The 14,262-nt window shown below is 57.9% G+C and carries 13 protein-coding genes; 7 read left to right on the top strand and 6 right to left on the bottom strand.

Going from position 1 to position 14,262, the window contains the following annotated elements:
- The first annotated feature begins 1 nt into the window (after position 1).
- Positions 2-265 (top strand): hypothetical protein, encoded by a 264-nt coding sequence (locus tag ACFQY0_RS20235; RefSeq protein WP_379716537.1) that lies wholly within the window; start codon positions 2-4, stop codon positions 263-265.
- 1,031 nt (positions 266-1,296) lie between these two features.
- Here ACFQY0_RS20235 and ACFQY0_RS20230 read toward each other — a convergent pair.
- The 3 genes from ACFQY0_RS20230 to ACFQY0_RS20220 form a co-directional block, all read right to left on the bottom strand.
- On the bottom strand, positions 1,297-1,680 hold the full coding sequence (locus ACFQY0_RS20230; RefSeq protein WP_379716534.1) for a hypothetical protein: 384 nt from the start codon (positions 1,678-1,680) through the stop codon (positions 1,297-1,299).
- Positions 1,681-3,053: 1,373 nt separating this feature from the next.
- Positions 3,054-3,794: an RHS repeat-associated core domain-containing protein gene (locus ACFQY0_RS20225; RefSeq protein ID WP_379716531.1), complete on the bottom strand. Its 741-nt coding sequence runs from the start codon at positions 3,792-3,794 to the stop codon at positions 3,054-3,056.
- Positions 3,795-4,232: 438 nt separating this feature from the next.
- The gene (locus tag ACFQY0_RS20220) at positions 4,233-4,505 is read right to left on the bottom strand and encodes a hypothetical protein (protein WP_379716528.1); all 273 of its coding nucleotides are present in this window, start codon (positions 4,503-4,505) and stop codon (positions 4,233-4,235) included.
- Positions 4,506-4,925: 420 nt separating this feature from the next.
- Here ACFQY0_RS20220 and ACFQY0_RS20215 point away from each other — a divergent pair, with 420 nt between their 5' ends.
- The 4 genes from ACFQY0_RS20215 (at position 4,926) to ACFQY0_RS20200 (ending at position 6,888) form a co-directional block, all read left to right on the top strand.
- Entirely contained in the window at positions 4,926-5,234 is a 309-nt protein-coding gene (locus ACFQY0_RS20215; RefSeq protein ID WP_379716525.1) for a type II toxin-antitoxin system HigB family toxin, read from the top strand.
- Positions 5,231-5,656 carry a helix-turn-helix domain-containing protein gene (locus ACFQY0_RS20210; RefSeq protein ID WP_379716522.1) on the top strand — a complete coding sequence of 142 codons (426 nt, stop codon included), beginning with the start codon at positions 5,231-5,233 and terminating at the stop codon, positions 5,654-5,656. Before ACFQY0_RS20215 ends, ACFQY0_RS20210 begins: the two co-directional genes overlap by 4 nt.
- A 213-nt stretch (positions 5,657-5,869) precedes the next feature.
- A complete protein-coding gene (locus tag ACFQY0_RS20205; protein ID WP_379716519.1) occupies positions 5,870-6,328 on the top strand; it encodes an excisionase family DNA-binding protein in 459 nt (152 codons plus the stop codon).
- A complete protein-coding gene (locus ACFQY0_RS20200) occupies positions 6,325-6,888 on the top strand; it encodes a PIN domain-containing protein (RefSeq protein ID WP_379716516.1) in 564 nt (187 codons plus the stop codon). Before ACFQY0_RS20205 ends, ACFQY0_RS20200 begins: the two co-directional genes overlap by 4 nt.
- Before the next feature lie 8 nt (positions 6,889-6,896).
- On the opposite strand, the gene ACFQY0_RS20195 is transcribed toward ACFQY0_RS20200, so the two are convergent.
- The 3 genes from ACFQY0_RS20195 to ACFQY0_RS20185 are packed head-to-tail and all read right to left on the bottom strand — an operon-like array spanning position 6,897 to position 8,825.
- Positions 6,897-7,973 (bottom strand): type IV secretory system conjugative DNA transfer family protein, encoded by a 1,077-nt coding sequence (locus tag ACFQY0_RS20195; protein WP_379716513.1) that lies wholly within the window; start codon positions 7,971-7,973, stop codon positions 6,897-6,899.
- 28 nt (positions 7,974-8,001) lie between these two features.
- Complete coding sequence (locus tag ACFQY0_RS20190) at positions 8,002-8,481, bottom strand: P-loop NTPase family protein (RefSeq protein WP_379716510.1); 480 nt, start codon at positions 8,479-8,481, stop codon at positions 8,002-8,004.
- Positions 8,478-8,825 (bottom strand): hypothetical protein, encoded by a 348-nt coding sequence (locus ACFQY0_RS20185; protein WP_379716507.1) that lies wholly within the window; start codon positions 8,823-8,825, stop codon positions 8,478-8,480. The genes ACFQY0_RS20190 and ACFQY0_RS20185 overlap by 4 nt, the downstream gene beginning before the upstream one ends.
- A 297-nt stretch (positions 8,826-9,122) precedes the next feature.
- On the opposite strand from ACFQY0_RS20185, the gene mobF reads away from it, so the two are divergent.
- Positions 9,123-11,927 carry a MobF family relaxase gene (gene mobF, locus ACFQY0_RS20180; RefSeq protein WP_379716504.1) on the top strand — a complete coding sequence of 935 codons (2,805 nt, stop codon included), beginning with the start codon at positions 9,123-9,125 and terminating at the stop codon, positions 11,925-11,927.
- Between the two features lie 609 nt (positions 11,928-12,536).
- Positions 12,537-13,958 carry a replication initiator protein A gene (locus ACFQY0_RS20175; protein WP_379716501.1) on the top strand — a complete coding sequence of 474 codons (1,422 nt, stop codon included), beginning with the start codon at positions 12,537-12,539 and terminating at the stop codon, positions 13,956-13,958.
- Positions 13,959-14,262: the final 304 nt, after the last annotated feature.

Genomic DNA, 14,262 nt, shown 5'->3' with positions numbered 1-14,262 from the left:
CATGAAGTTTTCATTTATAGCGATGTTGGTTTTCATCAGTTGCGGTGCTGGGCTTTACGGTTATTTCCATCGCTTTGATGAGAAACGTTCAGGTCCTCGAGAGATAATTGGGTCGAAGATTCGAAATGGAATCATCTACAACAGCGATGGTTCGAGTAAGAAAATTGATCAAGGCGGGTTAATTCTAGAGGGTTCAATTTCAGAGCTTTTGGATGAGGCGAATGATGGAAAGGATGGATCAGTGGACAAGTCTTGCAATCCTTGAGCCAGTTACGGCGCCTTTAGTAGAAATTGGGGTCAGACAAGAATGGCACTGTTTTAAGCTGGGGAAAAGGGGGTCAGGAAAAGGGGGTCAAGGAAACTGGGGTCAGGCTACAAATCTTGACAGAAAAGCCTCCTGTTAGAGCTAATTTGAAAGCGGGTCGGTGCGTGAATCGTGGTGTTGATCCGAGGGGTTTTGTCATGGGAAAAACTCATAGGAGCTCTTGGCCGTCGGGAGGGCCGGTGGGTCGAGCGGAATAGCGGTCGGTCGTCGAAAAGGTTCCGCTCGACGCGGCGGCTCCCCGGCGGCGGCGCGAGCCGGTGATGTCCGCTTCACCTAGAGAGTCACCCGACGCGCCTGCTTTCCCGGCCCGCCTGCGGGCGGTGGTTTGGGGGTGTGCGGTGATCCGGGAGGCGGTGGAGTGGAACGCAACCGTGGGCAGGCGGGGACCGTCTCCCGGAATTCACCGGCGGCCTGTGTGGCGGGCCTCTCCGAGCCGTGAGGCGAAGGCAAGGATTGCGGCCGGGCGCGGGGCTGCCTGCCTTTTTGCCGAAGGTGACTTGTGACTGCGCGGTAATGCGGAGGTGTGGGGCGGCACGGAGGGGACCGCTTGGCGGCAGGGACCGTGACGGATGGAGGGCACTGCGCATTACGCCGCGAACGTCACATGGCCCCGAAGGCCAGCAGCACGCGTGACAGCACGCCGGTGGCATGTTTGGTGGTGCGGAGCGAAGATTTGTGGGGCGGAGCTTTCATCGCCGGGGTCCGGAGTGACTTCGCTTCTACTGTTCACACCGTAGATCAAAGCCCGAAAAGATCGAAAACCTTGACTGACCCGAATGGCACTGTTTTAAGCCGGATCTCGGTGGCTTTGGTGTGATCCGTCCGCCGGAGCGAGCCTGTCCTGATTCTACATAATCCTTACGGTGGTAGCGATTGAGAGTGGCAAGCGGATCGGAATTCCTTGATTTCTTGAGGATTCCTGGCCCGACAGGCCGCTTAAAACAGCGCCATTCTTGACTGACCCCTATTCTCTACCTCTGCTTTCTTGCCTCACCTTCAAGAAACTTGTGGAAAAGGCCTGTGGCGTGAGGATCGCCCTTCTTTAGTCTTTCATGGAAAACATCATGTTCCCTATACCAGTTCGGTTCAACGCCAGCAGATTTCCGAGGATCGTAGTACCATCTTTCAGGAAAGAGCTTCTTGTCAAAAAAAACGAGGGGGGCAAAGAGCTTAACTTCCGGCGCATCCGGATCACTTGGATACTCTCGAAAACGGGACTGCGGCATTCCGTGCAAACGGTCCTGATCCAAAGTGTAAAACGGGTGCCCTTCAATACTTACAATTGCTGTGTAGAGGCCTACATACGCCACTACCAAGGCAGTCCCAAAAAGGAGCCAATTCCTGAGGAACCTCATGCGTTTAGCGGAACGACCCTGGGCAGCACACACAATAACATTCCCGTTCTTTGATTGCTACGATGACGTGATACACCCCGCTAGTGCTAGACGGCAGACGACTCCCGGGACCCAGGGTGTCGTTATCAAATGGGGCAACCGTCCCGTCTTTACCATATTTCCCGGGTTGAACTCCCTGCCCGCTGGTCACGTGCCAATCGTCGTCGGCTGGCACAGAAAAGCCTCCATCAGACACGATTATCTGAGAAAACTCTACCTTCTCGAGCCTAACATACGGCGGATCGCAGGAGCTGTCGCAACTCCGCTTGTAGCCTTTCTCCTCGATAAACTTCTGAAAATCCTGCCGGGTCATGTCTTCATACGTCCGGGTCGCAAGCCCGGCACAATTGTAATCGCTCTCTGGGATGGTGGTATCAACCGGTGGTGGATCGTCTTCAACAGGAGGGACGACCGGCGGTTGAGGAAGCGGTGGCAGTGGTTCGGGCGAGGGAATTGTTGGCGGGAGCGGATCCTCCGATTGATCAGGCGAAGGCGGCTGAGTGGAGGAGTTCAAACCGCCACCGCCGACATCAATGGTGGCACGCCCCAAGCTATCGATCGCCCCAACCGGTCTATTCACAGTGAACCCATACAGGTTCACTCCGCCCCACTCCCCGATCGGATCCCTAGATGGCCAAAGAGGGATACCCGACACGGTTTTCCACGACTCACCGTAGTTTTCCTGATGCGTTTCTAGGGCGGCAGGGCGAGTCTCTAAGCTCTCCGAAACACTTTCAGCAAAAAATCCCCAGACGCGGTTTTTCGCGGTGGGGTCGCTTTTGCTCGGCGCGGGTTCTGACAGGTAGTAGCCCAAAATTCTAGGCGCAGTCTTAGCGGCTTTCGGCGGCTAAAGGAAGAGGCTTTTTCAGGTCTTGCCGGTGGCCTCCCCCGCTCCGGCGGCGCTGCCCTGGTGGGCCTCGACCCAGCTCTCGACTCTGCGTGAATCCAATGTCAAAAAGTTTTGACTGACCCCTATTCGTGTAGACCCCTATTCGTGTAAACCTTCGTTTTTCGGGACCGACCCCTTTCAGGACTGACCCCCGCGAGACCCCCGCGACTATTCACGGAGACCCTATTCACGGACCCCAATGAGGATCACCTCAAAAACCAAGGAGCAACAATCAAGAGGTAACCGACAATTCCGATAACTCCTCCGAATATTACAGCATACTTCGAAGCCCCGCCGTTTTTTCTAGCCAATAAGATTGAGATTACAAGCCACGCCAAAAACAAGAAAAAAGCTGTCTCTCTCTGTAGTCTTCCGGGGGTGACTGTGAGCAAAAAAAACACGCCGACAGGATAAATCAGACCTATCAGGAACGCAGCAAGGTATCTCATTTCTTACAATCCATGTGAGTCGTGAAATCATGAGTCAAATCAAACGTTCCTTGGATAAGGTAGCTAGTGCCTTTCGCTTTTCCGTCAAGAATATCAGCAATTGCCCCCGTGGTATTGTCTGCTGCCCTTTTGTACCAAGGGTCAGATGGATGGGGTGTAAAATTGTAGGTATCTTTAAATGAGTATTCGTAAACATCACTGACTTCACATTCACACTCACATCCAAGCCACAATTTCCAACCGGACCGCTCACATTTTCCGCACGTCCATTTCCGAGTAGCGCTATATGACAAACTAACTCTACCCAGAACAAGATTACCCGTATCAACCAAAAATGACCCGCTGACCGTTGAAGAACCTGAACTATCACACTTCATTTTAGTCGCTCCTACGAGCTTCCAATAAGGAGGAGAAGTGATACCGGAACCGTTGTAGGTTCCACCTTTAACTGTCGCACCCTTGGCCGAATCGATTAGATCTTCTCCCGCATCGAAAACATCAGATGTAGTCGTTGGCTTCGCGTAGGCGTCGATGGCATCCCAGAACCCATTGATCGTCTCAAGACCGAACAGATCAAACTTGTTGACCCCATCGTTCCCCACAAACCCGTACAGGTTCACCCCGCCTCTTTCTTCAATTGGATCCCTGGATGGCCACCTCCCCGTCACCGGGTCATAGTACCGGAAGCCGTATTTGGTTATCCTGGAAGTTTCCGAAATATTCCGTAAGTAATACATAAGCAGATGGTTACACCGAAGCTAGGGATTCCCGACTAGGTTCTCTTAATCTGGGCGTTTCTGCCGCGTTTTCGGGATGTTTTCGCGTTGAACCACAAAATGTGGGGGTGTGAAAACAGTGGAGTGATTCCAAAGGGTCCGCCGTGGCTCGATGGTCGGGCGTGAACTTGGTGTAGATGGCGTTTCGCATGGATCTAAAGGAATTGCTGACTGTAACGTGACCGACGATCACGGCGCTGTCGAGGCGCGAGTAACTGGGACCATCGGGTGATAAAAGTCACCGCTCTCTATCCTTAGACAAAGAAAAGTGACAATTCGGGTTCCAAATTGTGATCCTCTGGATTCACTCCCGTGTCCCGGAGCAACCCCGCCGACCGACCGCTCCGCCTTCGGCGCAAAGGAGCCGGGAACCCAAGAGGGCTCCCGGCGGCCGCCGGATCAGTAGTCCGTCGGCAACAGGATGCAGGTCGATGACCGGTCGGCCTCGGTGATGATCCAAAATTTCACTCCCTTGCGGTTGTGATAGACCGAGAAGATCCGGAACCCTTCCTTGAGGGAAAGTTCGTTCTCTTCGGCGTCCTCCTCGCAGGTGTCGCCCCAGTCGCCGGTTGCGTGTCGGGTGAGGCCGGCCAGCATTTCCTGGGGATCGAGCGCCCCGAGGGCGGCGGGTGTGGTGACGATTCGGCCAAGCGGGAATTTCGGTTCGTTCATGGTGTTGTTTTCCGGTTTCTAAGGAGGGCTCATTCCCTCTCATCACTCGGCGAGTGAGAGGGTGAGACCTCCGGCCGGAAAACCGCCGGAAGGACCGGGATCAAGCGGGGCGTCGTGCGTGATAGCCACGCGAGTGACAGCTCTGCTGGCGTGAGTGCGGCCACGACCGACGGCCCGCGCCCGGACCCCGGCGCCATGGACGAAACGCAAATCTGGACGATCTCATGCACGCCGTGCTGGAGGGAATCAATCCCGGCCCGCAGGCCTTGGCTGATCTGCGAGCCGGGGCCGGAGGGGACGATGACAGCAGAACAGTATCGTCAGCACGTGAAGGCGAGGCACGGGGTGTCTGGGTAGGCCACGAAATCTCCGAATCGTTCCGGGTTGACAATCGAGCCCAATCGATACATTTTGTATCGGTTGCGCGTCATTAAAGAACAGTTCCTCTGGGAAGCGGCATCGCCGAAGTCGAAGACCGGAAAATGGCTCGAAGTCTGGCGGACCGTCGTCAGGTCCGCCGACTGGAAGAACATCGAGGATGTCCGCAAAACCTATCCTTCCGCCGATCCGGTGAAGGTCGATAGCGGAAGAACCGTCACGATCTTCAACGTCTGCGGCAACGACTACCGCCTCATTACCGCCATCCATTACGACAAGCAGCGCCTCTACACCCTGCGCTTCCTCACCCACGCCGAATACGACAAAAACAGATGGAAAAAGGAGCTATGAAAACGAAATACACCCACAGCTTCGACTCGATGCCTCGCGACTACGCGGGACTCTGCCGCGTATTCCTGCCCCGTCCGATCCATGATCGGGCCGGCTACGAGAACACCGTCGAGGTCGCCGACGTGTTCGCCGGTCACGAGGACCGGATGAGCGACGGCCAGAACGACTACTTCGATCTGCTCTGCGACCTTGTCGAGAAGTACGAAACCGAAACGGTTCCCGCTCCCAAGCTCAAGTCGCTCGCTCTCCTGAAGCACCTCGTCGAGGAACACAGCCTTTCCGGTGCCGACCTCTCGCGCATTCTGGGAAAGTCGCTGCCACTCGGGCCGATGATCCTGCGCGGTGAGCGCAAGATCACCGCCGCCCATGCCGTCATTCTAGGCAAGCGTTTCGGACTTCGGGCCGATGCCTTTATTTCCTGATCCCGGACATGAAAACTGTCACTCCCGAGGAGTTGGAGCACTTCGAGCAACGGACCAAACGGAGGATCTCAGGGGAACGCAGGTCCGGCCGCCTGCATTCAGTCGAAGAAGCCTTGGGCGGACCATGAGGCCACTCTCTCGCTAGGAGTCCATTTACTTGCGCTTATAGCGTTTATGGTTGCGGTTGGGGCACTGGTGAACGAGAATCCCCCCATGATCACCACGAGAAGCAACCGCCTCGATCCTTCGCTGGTCCCCCCTCGCGAGCTGGATTTGCTAGCCTCCGCTTTCACCAGGCCCGGACATATCGCGCTGATCGACGATCAGGGAAACCGCACCGAAATCCCGGAGCCATTCTTCCGGCAACTCGCGCGGATCACCCGTCTCATGCGCGAAGGCAGAGCCATCGTAATGGTCCCCGAGGAAGAGAATTTCACCACCCAGGCGGCCGCCAATTACCTCGGTATGTCGCGCCAGCATTTGGTCACCTTGTTGGAAGACGGAAAGATCCCCTTCCATCGCGTCGGCACCCACCGCCGGGTCACCTTCAAAGATCTGCTAGAATTCGAATCAAAACGGGATGCCGAACGGCGGAGCACTCTCGACAAGGCTTTCGATGATCTCGACGAGGCCGGACTCTACGACAATGAATACACCGGTGATCGCACATGAGAGCCGACTACCGGGTCACCCTCGACGCCTGCGTTCTGGCCAACCCTACGCTTTGCGATCTGTTACTTCGGCTTGCGGAGAAACCGCGCCTCTATCTACCTTGCTGGTCGGCGGAGATTCTCGATGAGGTCCACCGGACCCAAACCGACAAGCTCCCCAAGCCGTTCCCGAAGGAACGGGCCGACTCATTCCGAGTCGCGGTCGAAACAGCTTTTCCGGAGGCGATGGTGGAAGGCTTCGCCCATCTCATCCCGTCGATGACCAACGATCCCAAAGACCGGCATGTCTTGGCGGCGGCATACCACTCGGGTTCTCCGCTCATCCTCACTTTCAATCTCCGGGATTTCAGGAAGGACGCGCTTGAGCCTCTTGGAATCGAAGCCCGGCACCCGCAGGATTACCTCATCTCCCTCTATGAATTCGAACCCGCCACGGTCGTTCAAAAACTCTCCGCCATGGCGGCGCGGAGGAAACTCGACCTCGGCGAGCTACTCCTGAGGATGGGCAGGAGCGTTCCGGACTTCGCCTCACGGCTGATCGAAGACCTCGAATTGTCCTGAGTCATTTTCTACTGCTTCTGCCGTAGATCCGGACCAGGTCGCCGGTCCTCCCTTCCCCGCCTCGCGGCGGATTGTCGTTTTGACGGGGCACCGGAGGCGGCATGACCACGTCGGACAACACCCGCGCGTCGTTCGCGCCGATCCGAAGTTTGCGCACCGAGTGCAGGGACTTGAGATGATCCCACGCGAGCAGCACGGCGTAGTAGGCGCAAACCGCGCCATTTGTTGGTTTCGTGATCGGAATTCTGGTGGAAGATCTTCGTCTGGAGATTACCTAACAGCGCGTCGGCGCGTTGCTTTCCGGCCGGTCCGCCGCCGGCCATTTCGGCATACAGGTTGGGCAGGTTCTGGGTCAGGAAAACCGTGGCCACCCGGGCGCTTCGCGCGGTGCTCTGGAAGGCCGCGTCGGTCGAGGTTACGAAGAGCTGGCACTCGTCGGCGAACAGGAACAGCGGTCGGGTTTCGGGGCCAATCTCGCGCCGCTCGGCGGCACGCTGGAAAAGGAACTTCCAGATGGCCGCCGCGTAGCGGCCGAGTTCGTTGAAGGTCTTCACCGGAAGATCGACGATGATGATGCTTCCCTGGTGCGCGTCCTCCGGAGTGACGGTGGTTTCGCGGCAGAACAGGTCACGCAGCGAGCCCCGCAGGAACGGATCGCATACGGCGGTGAGATTCATTACCACGCCGGATCGGGTGCGCTCGGCCATGTTCGCCCATTCAACCATAAAGTAGCGCCCGACCGCATCGAGGTCGGCCCGGTCGTTCTCGGTCGTGGTTCGCTCACGGGCTTCGTCGAGCAACTCGCATAGTTCGAGGCCGCCCAGGGCAAGGCGGTGGACCAGCTCCATCCGCAGTTCCCGCCCGGACAGCCGGCACAGGTCGGCGGCGTTGCGCAGCAACTGCCGCATCGCCCGTTCCCACACTTCATCCTGTCCGCGACCGGCGACGCCGCCGACTTCGGCGCTCTCCGGTGAGAAAAACACGAGGTCCCCTTCCCTGCCGGCTTCGCGCGCGTACCGCGCCCAGGTGCGGGCTTCGTCGGGTTTCGCGCACAGCACCAGCCCGCCGAAGCCGGCCCGCAACATCGACAACGCGATCGTCCGTCCGCTGCCACTACTTTTCCCGCTGCCGGTCGCCCAAGGTCGTGACGCATTTGACGGCGCTCTGCCGTGCGGCGGTATCGTCGGCGGGAAAGATCAGGCAGGTCACCGTCACGCCGGACGTCTCGAGGATCCCGAGACCGTTGCGCTCGTCGAGCTGCCGCAACAGGTGGTCGGTCGCTTGGGCGGGGAAATCCGCGACGATCAACGGCGCGGGAGCCTCGACCACCGCGCCGAGCAGTTCCATGAAGCCGTCGTCGCTTGAAGCGGCTTCGGGGAATACGGTCGATTGATCGGGATACCGCTGCGAGAGGGTCTTGTGTTCGGCGTCGAGATCGAGAATCACATGATCGATCCCGGCGAACTTCGCCCAAGTGATGATCGCTTCGGCGACAGTCGATTTGCCGATCCGCCCGGCGCTCTGCGGGGCGATGATGATGTGGGCTTTCTGCTTCGGTGGGGCGGGTGTGGTTTGGTCGGCTGCTTTGGTCATGCTTTTGAATTCCTCATCACTTTCAACCTGAGCTTTTTGCGCGGCAATGATTCGAGAAGATCGTCGTCAGGTGGAGACGACGACGGGGGGGATGGCTCGGCTTTCGTCTTCGCGGCGGATGACTTTCTACCCTTTGGGCCGACACCGTCTTTGGTGATATCCCGCCGCAAACAAAACTCCCGCAGGGTGCTGTAGACGACGCTGACTTGGTGCCGCTCTTCAAGCCGTTTGAGGATCGCGCGATACGGCCAGCCTTTCTCACGGAGCTTCACGATCTCATCCTCGTGCGCGGCGAGACAGGTTTCCCTCGGACGCTGGTATTCGGGGATCTCGTCGTCGCTCATGGGGATGGTTTCAGGGGCCACACCGATTCCGCAATTTTGCCGCTCATCGTTCAATCAAATACCGCTCGCGAACCGCTTTTGACCCGCTCAAGGGCCGTCTTTTTGCCGCTATTCGCTTCATTTTAGCGGGGTTTGAGCGGGTGGTGAACGGCTTTTGGGCGGTAGCGGACCGTTCTTCCTAAGGCATCCTTAGGGAAGATGTCTGCCCAATATTTTTCTTGGTTTTCACCTGCCCGTCCGCCTTCCTTGTCCCTGACCCTATCCCCGGCTTTTCCCTGAGGAAAGCCTGTTTCCCCGATGCTCCGGATCACCCAATCAACCTCGGCCGCCGCCGCTTCCACCTATTTCGACGAGGCTCTCAGCATCGCCGACTACTACGGCAAAGGCGACAAGACCCTCGGCCAATGGCATGGCCAGGCGGCGGAAATGATCGGCCTTCCGGGCGAGGTGACGAAGCAGGATTTCGAGGCGGTTCTCAACGGCCTCGATCCGGCGACCGGCGACACTCTCGACGGGGTCCGGCATCGCGAGAACCGCACTCCCGGCTACGACTTCACCTTCTCGGTCCCGAAGTCGGTTTCCCTCTACCTCGCGGCCACCGACGACGAACGGCCCCGCGAACTCTTCCACCAGGCGGTCGCCGACACGATGAAGGACATCGAGGCCTCGATGTCGGCCCGGGTCCGCAAGAATGGTCAGGACACCGACCGCACCACCGGCAACGCGCTGTGGGCGACCTTCGCCCACGAGACCAGCCGTCCGGTCGATGGAATCTCCGATCCGCATTCCCACGTCCACGCCTACGTCGCCAATCTGACTTTTGACCACGCCGAACAGAAATGGAAGGCGGGCCAGTTCCAGGATCTCAAACGCCAGTCTCCCCTCTTCCAGGCCGCTTTCCACAGCCGCCTTGCGGCCTCGCTCCAGCGCGAGGGCTACGGGGTCGTCACCGATGGCAAGAGCTTCCAGCTCGCCGGCGTCACCCGCGAGACCATCGAAAAGTTCTCGCGCCGGACGGCGGTCGTCGAAGCGACCGCCCGCGAGAATGCCGACAAGATCGACCGCCGCGCCTCTCAGCTGATGCGCGAGGGCGTCGCCGCGGCCAAGGCCCGCGAGGTCGCCAAAAGCGAACTCGGCGGCAAGACCCGCGAGAGCAAAAAGAAGGGGCTTTCGGGGCCGGAGCTGCGCGAGGCCTGGAAAGCCCGCTTCACCAAGGAGGAGATGAAAACCCTCGAAGCGGTGAAGGGCGCGGCGTCGAGTCGCACGCTTTCGCCGACCGAAGCGGTCGAGCGCGCGAGTTCGCACCTTTTCGAGCGACAGTCAGTCGCGCCGGCCTATCAGGTCGAGGCGGCCGCGCTCCGTTTCGGTTGCGGGCTGGATCCCGGAGCGATGAAGCAAGCCGTCGAGAATGCGATCAGCAGAGGCGAGTTGCTGCGCGGCGAGCTGGCCGGTCGCCCGTCACTCACTTCCCGGCAGGTGCTTGCCGACGAATCTCGGATCGTCGAGCTGTGCAAAAACGGTCAGGACCGTGCGGAACCGCTCGGCAACGGCCGCGAATGGAAGGTTTCACGCGACTGGCTCGATGATCAGCAAAAGCAGGCGGTGAAGCATGTTCTGGAGTGCCCGGATGCCGTGTTCGGCATCCGGGGCAAGGCTGGCACCGGCAAGACCACCATGATGCAGGAGTGCGCCGACGCGCTCCGCGCCAACGGCAGGGAGATGCGCGTTTACGCGCCGTCGAGCGAGGCGGTCGACGTGCTCAAGCGCGAGGGCTTCGACAAGGCCTCCACCATCCAGCGCCTGGCCGTCAGTCCGGAGGCGCAGCGCGAGGCCGCCGGCAAGACGCTGTGGATCGACGAAGCGGGGTTGGTTTCGGCCAAGCAAATGCGACAGGTGATGGATTTCGCCCGCGAGAACAACTCGCGGATCATCCTTTCGGGTGACCGGGGCCAACACCGGTCGGTCGAACGCGGCGACACTCTCGCGATCCTCGAGGACCGCGCCAACATCCGCACCGTCGAGCTGTCGTCGATCAAACGTCAGCAATTCGACGCCTACCGCGAGGCGGCGTCCGCTTTCGGCGAGCAACGGCCCGGCGAGGGATTCGACCGGCTCGACAAGCTCGGCTGGGTCCATCAAATCGAGGATCGCAACCAGCGGATCGATTTCGCGGTGAACACGTATTTCGAGAAAACCGCCCTCACCCACAAGGACGGCAAGCCCCATACCGCGAGCATCATCGCTCCGACCCACGCCGAAATCGGCGCGGTCACCGGCAAGGTCCGCGCGACGCTCAAGGAGCGCGGCGAGCTGGACCGCGAGGACTTCACCCACCAACGCTTGGTCTCGCTCAACCTGACCGAGTCCCAGCGCCGGGATTCCCGCAGCTACGAACCGGGACAGGCCGTCGAATTCGTCCAGAACGGCAAAGGCGGCTACGTCAAGGGCCAGCAATGGACCGTCGAGGCCGTCCGCGATGGCGGCGTCGAGGTCGAACGCGGCGGCGAACGCCGCACGCTCGATCTGGCTCAGGCCAAGCGTTTCAACGTCCACCGGATCGAAAGCGCGGATTTTGCCAAGGGTGATCTGGTCCGCGCGACCCAGAACCGGGGCGATCTGCTCAACAACAGCCGCCATCGGATTGTCGAAGCGGATGAAAACCGGCTCAAATTGGAAGACCTGTCGAGCGGACGGGTCCGCGAGGTCGGCGGCGACTACCTGCACCTCACCCACGCCTACGCGGCCACTTCCCACGCGTCCCAGGGCAAGACGCTCGATCATGTGGTGATTTCCCAGCCGTCGAGCACCTTCATGGTCGCCTCGCAGGAACAAGGATACGTCTCGGCCTCCCGCGCCCGTCTGTCGGCGACTTGGATCACCGACGACAAGGCGGCCCTCAGGGAGGCCGTCAGCCGCTCGGAGGCCCGCCCGTCGGCTCTCGACCTAACCGAGGCACGTCAAAACCGCGAGGACGGGCCACAGCGCGCGCAGGCGGCCAAAGAGACCGCCGGGGCCAAGACCAAGGACGAGGCTTTGCGCGATGCCTCGCGCCAACCCGACAAGGGCCGCGGGCCGTCCCGTGGCCCGGAACTCGAACGCTAACCTGCCCCGCAAAGCCCGCAATCACAAGTACTGGGGTTCCCTTCTCTTTGAACACGGACCCGAATCCCACACTCTCGGCGATTGATCACAAGTGAACAACACACGAATTCCTTCCGATCGAGTCGCTTGCCCGCGTTTTCTGCTAGGATCGCGTATGGATGAGACAGCTCGAACGAGAACCCCAATTTCTGCTAGGATTGCGTAACACCCTCAAAAAAACTGCTGGGATCACACACCAAACCCGTTCTACATTGCGTTAATACGAAGTTTGAATCAGGTTTCCCCCCGTAGATACGAAGTATGCAACAGGAAATCGCCCATAATTGCCCCATTAGGTGCCGCTTACGAAGTCTGACTCAGGTTTTCTGGAGCCTCTACGTAGTTTTATTCAGGTTTTTGCGAAGTCTCACTCAGGTTTTTATTCTCCACCTACGAAGTTCTACTCAGGTTTTTACGAAGTTCTACTCAGGTTTTGCGGCCGCTGTCCCTTATTCCGTAAGAGTTCCAGCAGTCAGAACAATAAACATGAATGTTATAAACACTAAACAACACCCCCTGGGTGCCCTGCCGGGGGCTGTTGTTGTGATTTGAATCTTCTTTAAAGACGAAATGAATAGCGAAGAAAATCAATCGGACGAGCTCCAAGAAGGACAGCTCAACCTGTTCCCGGGATATTTGGCGTTTTCGGCGGGCAAAGATGAGCTCAACTTTGCCGAGTTTCCCATTGCTGCGCTCGCAAATCGGATCAATCCGGACATTAAAACCATCACCTATGAGGATGAGATCAGGGATAGCAAGACCGGCAAATTGGTGGAAAGAAAGCTCCAAATCACCGGTTCAGATCTCTATGGCCTTCCAACCTCGGCGGATGATGAAGTGATTCTGGCCCTGATTAACCTCAGCAGGTTACAGGGCTTTTCAAGTAGAACGGTTGCCTTCAATCGCCATCAGATCATCAGCATGCTCGGATGGAAAAATGCGGCTCACTACTACAAACGAATCAAGGAATCGATCAATCGCTGGCTCGGTGTTTCGCTCTATTACGACAATGCTTGGCGAGAAAAGGGCAAGCAGAGCTGGGGTAGCGAGGCCTTCCACTTGATCGACAATATCGCTTGGGCGGAGAATGGCGAAATGTCGGAAATCACTTGGAACAAGAGGATCTTTGAAAGCTTCGAGAGCGGAAACCTCAAAGCCCTCGACCTTCAGACCTACCGGGATCTCAAATCCCCTACTGCCCGCCGAATTTACCGCTTTCTCGACAAACGTTTCGGCCTAGGGCAAAGCCAATGGAGCTTTGATCTTGAAAAATTCGCCTACAACAAGATCGGTCTGGGAAGGGATTCTTACAGCGACATGGCGCAGGTGAAACGACAGCTTGCGGGAGCGATTAAGCAATTGGAAGAAGTGAACTTCATCATGCCGTGCAATCCGAAGCAACGGTTCACGAAAGTTTCTCGGGGAGTCTGGAAAGTCCATTTTGAGCGTTACAGGCATCAAATCCAAGACCCCCTCCCCATCGTCATCGATGAGGAAACCGAGTGCGAGTCCAAGCTCGTGGGGCTTGGGATGGGTCGAACGATCGCGCGTAAACTCCTCGCAGAATACGGTGAGGTGCATGTTGGCGAGAGGATCGAATGGTTTGAATACCGCGAACACAAACGGCAAAACGGAGGAATTAGATCGATTCCAGGCTATCTAGTAAAATCCATTAAGGATGGGGAATTTGCAGCACCTGACGGCTTTGTGAGCCGCGCGGAAAAATTGGCGAAGGCTGCTCGTGCGGAGAAAAATAAGGCTGAGAAGGCGAACGCGGAGGCCAAGAAACGGAAGGAAGAAGCCGAATTGCAGGCTCAAGAGGAACGTGAAATCGCGGCCGCCATGGCCATTTTTGAAGCCTTCCCCGCCGAACTTCAAGTTGAGATTGAGGATGTGGCTACCGACGGATTCACCCAAAGCGGAGAAGAAATTAGACGGATGCTCATCGCCGCCGAAATCGAAAAGCGCCAAACAGACGGAAGCCTAGATTAGCAAGTTGCTACTTTCCATAAGTGGCAACTTCCGATTTTGAATCAGACCAAACTAAGGGTAGTCATCAAGCGATTTCAAGGGCTTGTAACATGCATGGTGCGGTTGAGCTAGAGCAGCTTAAACCTCCCGATGATCGCTTTTTTCCGAATCGGTCGTCGGCGGCCGCCGATGATTTTTTGTCACTTGAGCCGCTGACAGGATCCTTCTCTAAACCTCGTTATATTGAACAAGGTTAAGTCGGAGTGGCCAGCTTCTCCCCCGTCCGACTGGTCTTGATCGCGATCCCGCAAAGTAGCAGGATACC

Origin of the sequence: Haloferula chungangensis (genome assembly GCF_042664875.1) — a bacterium.
GTDB lineage: Bacteria > Verrucomicrobiota > Verrucomicrobiia > Verrucomicrobiales > Akkermansiaceae > Haloferula > Haloferula chungangensis.
This window is presented reverse-complemented; position numbering and strand designations above follow the sequence as displayed.

Bases quoted from the DNA above. Each gene is read 5' to 3' on its own strand.
- ACFQY0_RS20225 (WP_379716531.1), bottom strand. From the start codon at position 3,794: ATGTATTACTTACGGAATATTTCGGAAACTTCCAGGATAACCAAATAC.
- ACFQY0_RS20235 (WP_379716537.1), top strand. From the start codon at position 2: ATGAAGTTTTCATTTATAGCGATGTTGGTTTTCATCAGTTGCGGTGCT.
- ACFQY0_RS20230 (WP_379716534.1), bottom strand. From the start codon at position 1,680: ATGAGGTTCCTCAGGAATTGGCTCCTTTTTGGGACTGCCTTGGTAGTG.
- ACFQY0_RS20200 (WP_379716516.1), top strand. From the start codon at position 6,325: ATGAGAGCCGACTACCGGGTCACCCTCGACGCCTGCGTTCTGGCCAAC.
- ACFQY0_RS20210 (WP_379716522.1), top strand. From the start codon at position 5,231: ATGAAAACGAAATACACCCACAGCTTCGACTCGATGCCTCGCGACTAC.
- ACFQY0_RS20175 (WP_379716501.1), top strand. From the start codon at position 12,537: ATGAATAGCGAAGAAAATCAATCGGACGAGCTCCAAGAAGGACAGCTC.
- ACFQY0_RS20190 (WP_379716510.1), bottom strand. From the start codon at position 8,481: ATGACCAAAGCAGCCGACCAAACCACACCCGCCCCACCGAAGCAGAAA.
- mobF (WP_379716504.1), top strand. From the start codon at position 9,123: ATGCTCCGGATCACCCAATCAACCTCGGCCGCCGCCGCTTCCACCTAT.
- ACFQY0_RS20220 (WP_379716528.1), bottom strand. From the start codon at position 4,505: ATGAACGAACCGAAATTCCCGCTTGGCCGAATCGTCACCACACCCGCC.
- ACFQY0_RS20205 (WP_379716519.1), top strand. From the start codon at position 5,870: ATGATCACCACGAGAAGCAACCGCCTCGATCCTTCGCTGGTCCCCCCT.
- ACFQY0_RS20195 (WP_379716513.1), bottom strand. From the start codon at position 7,973: ATGTTGCGGGCCGGCTTCGGCGGGCTGGTGCTGTGCGCGAAACCCGAC.
- ACFQY0_RS20185 (WP_379716507.1), bottom strand. From the start codon at position 8,825: ATGAGCGACGACGAGATCCCCGAATACCAGCGTCCGAGGGAAACCTGT.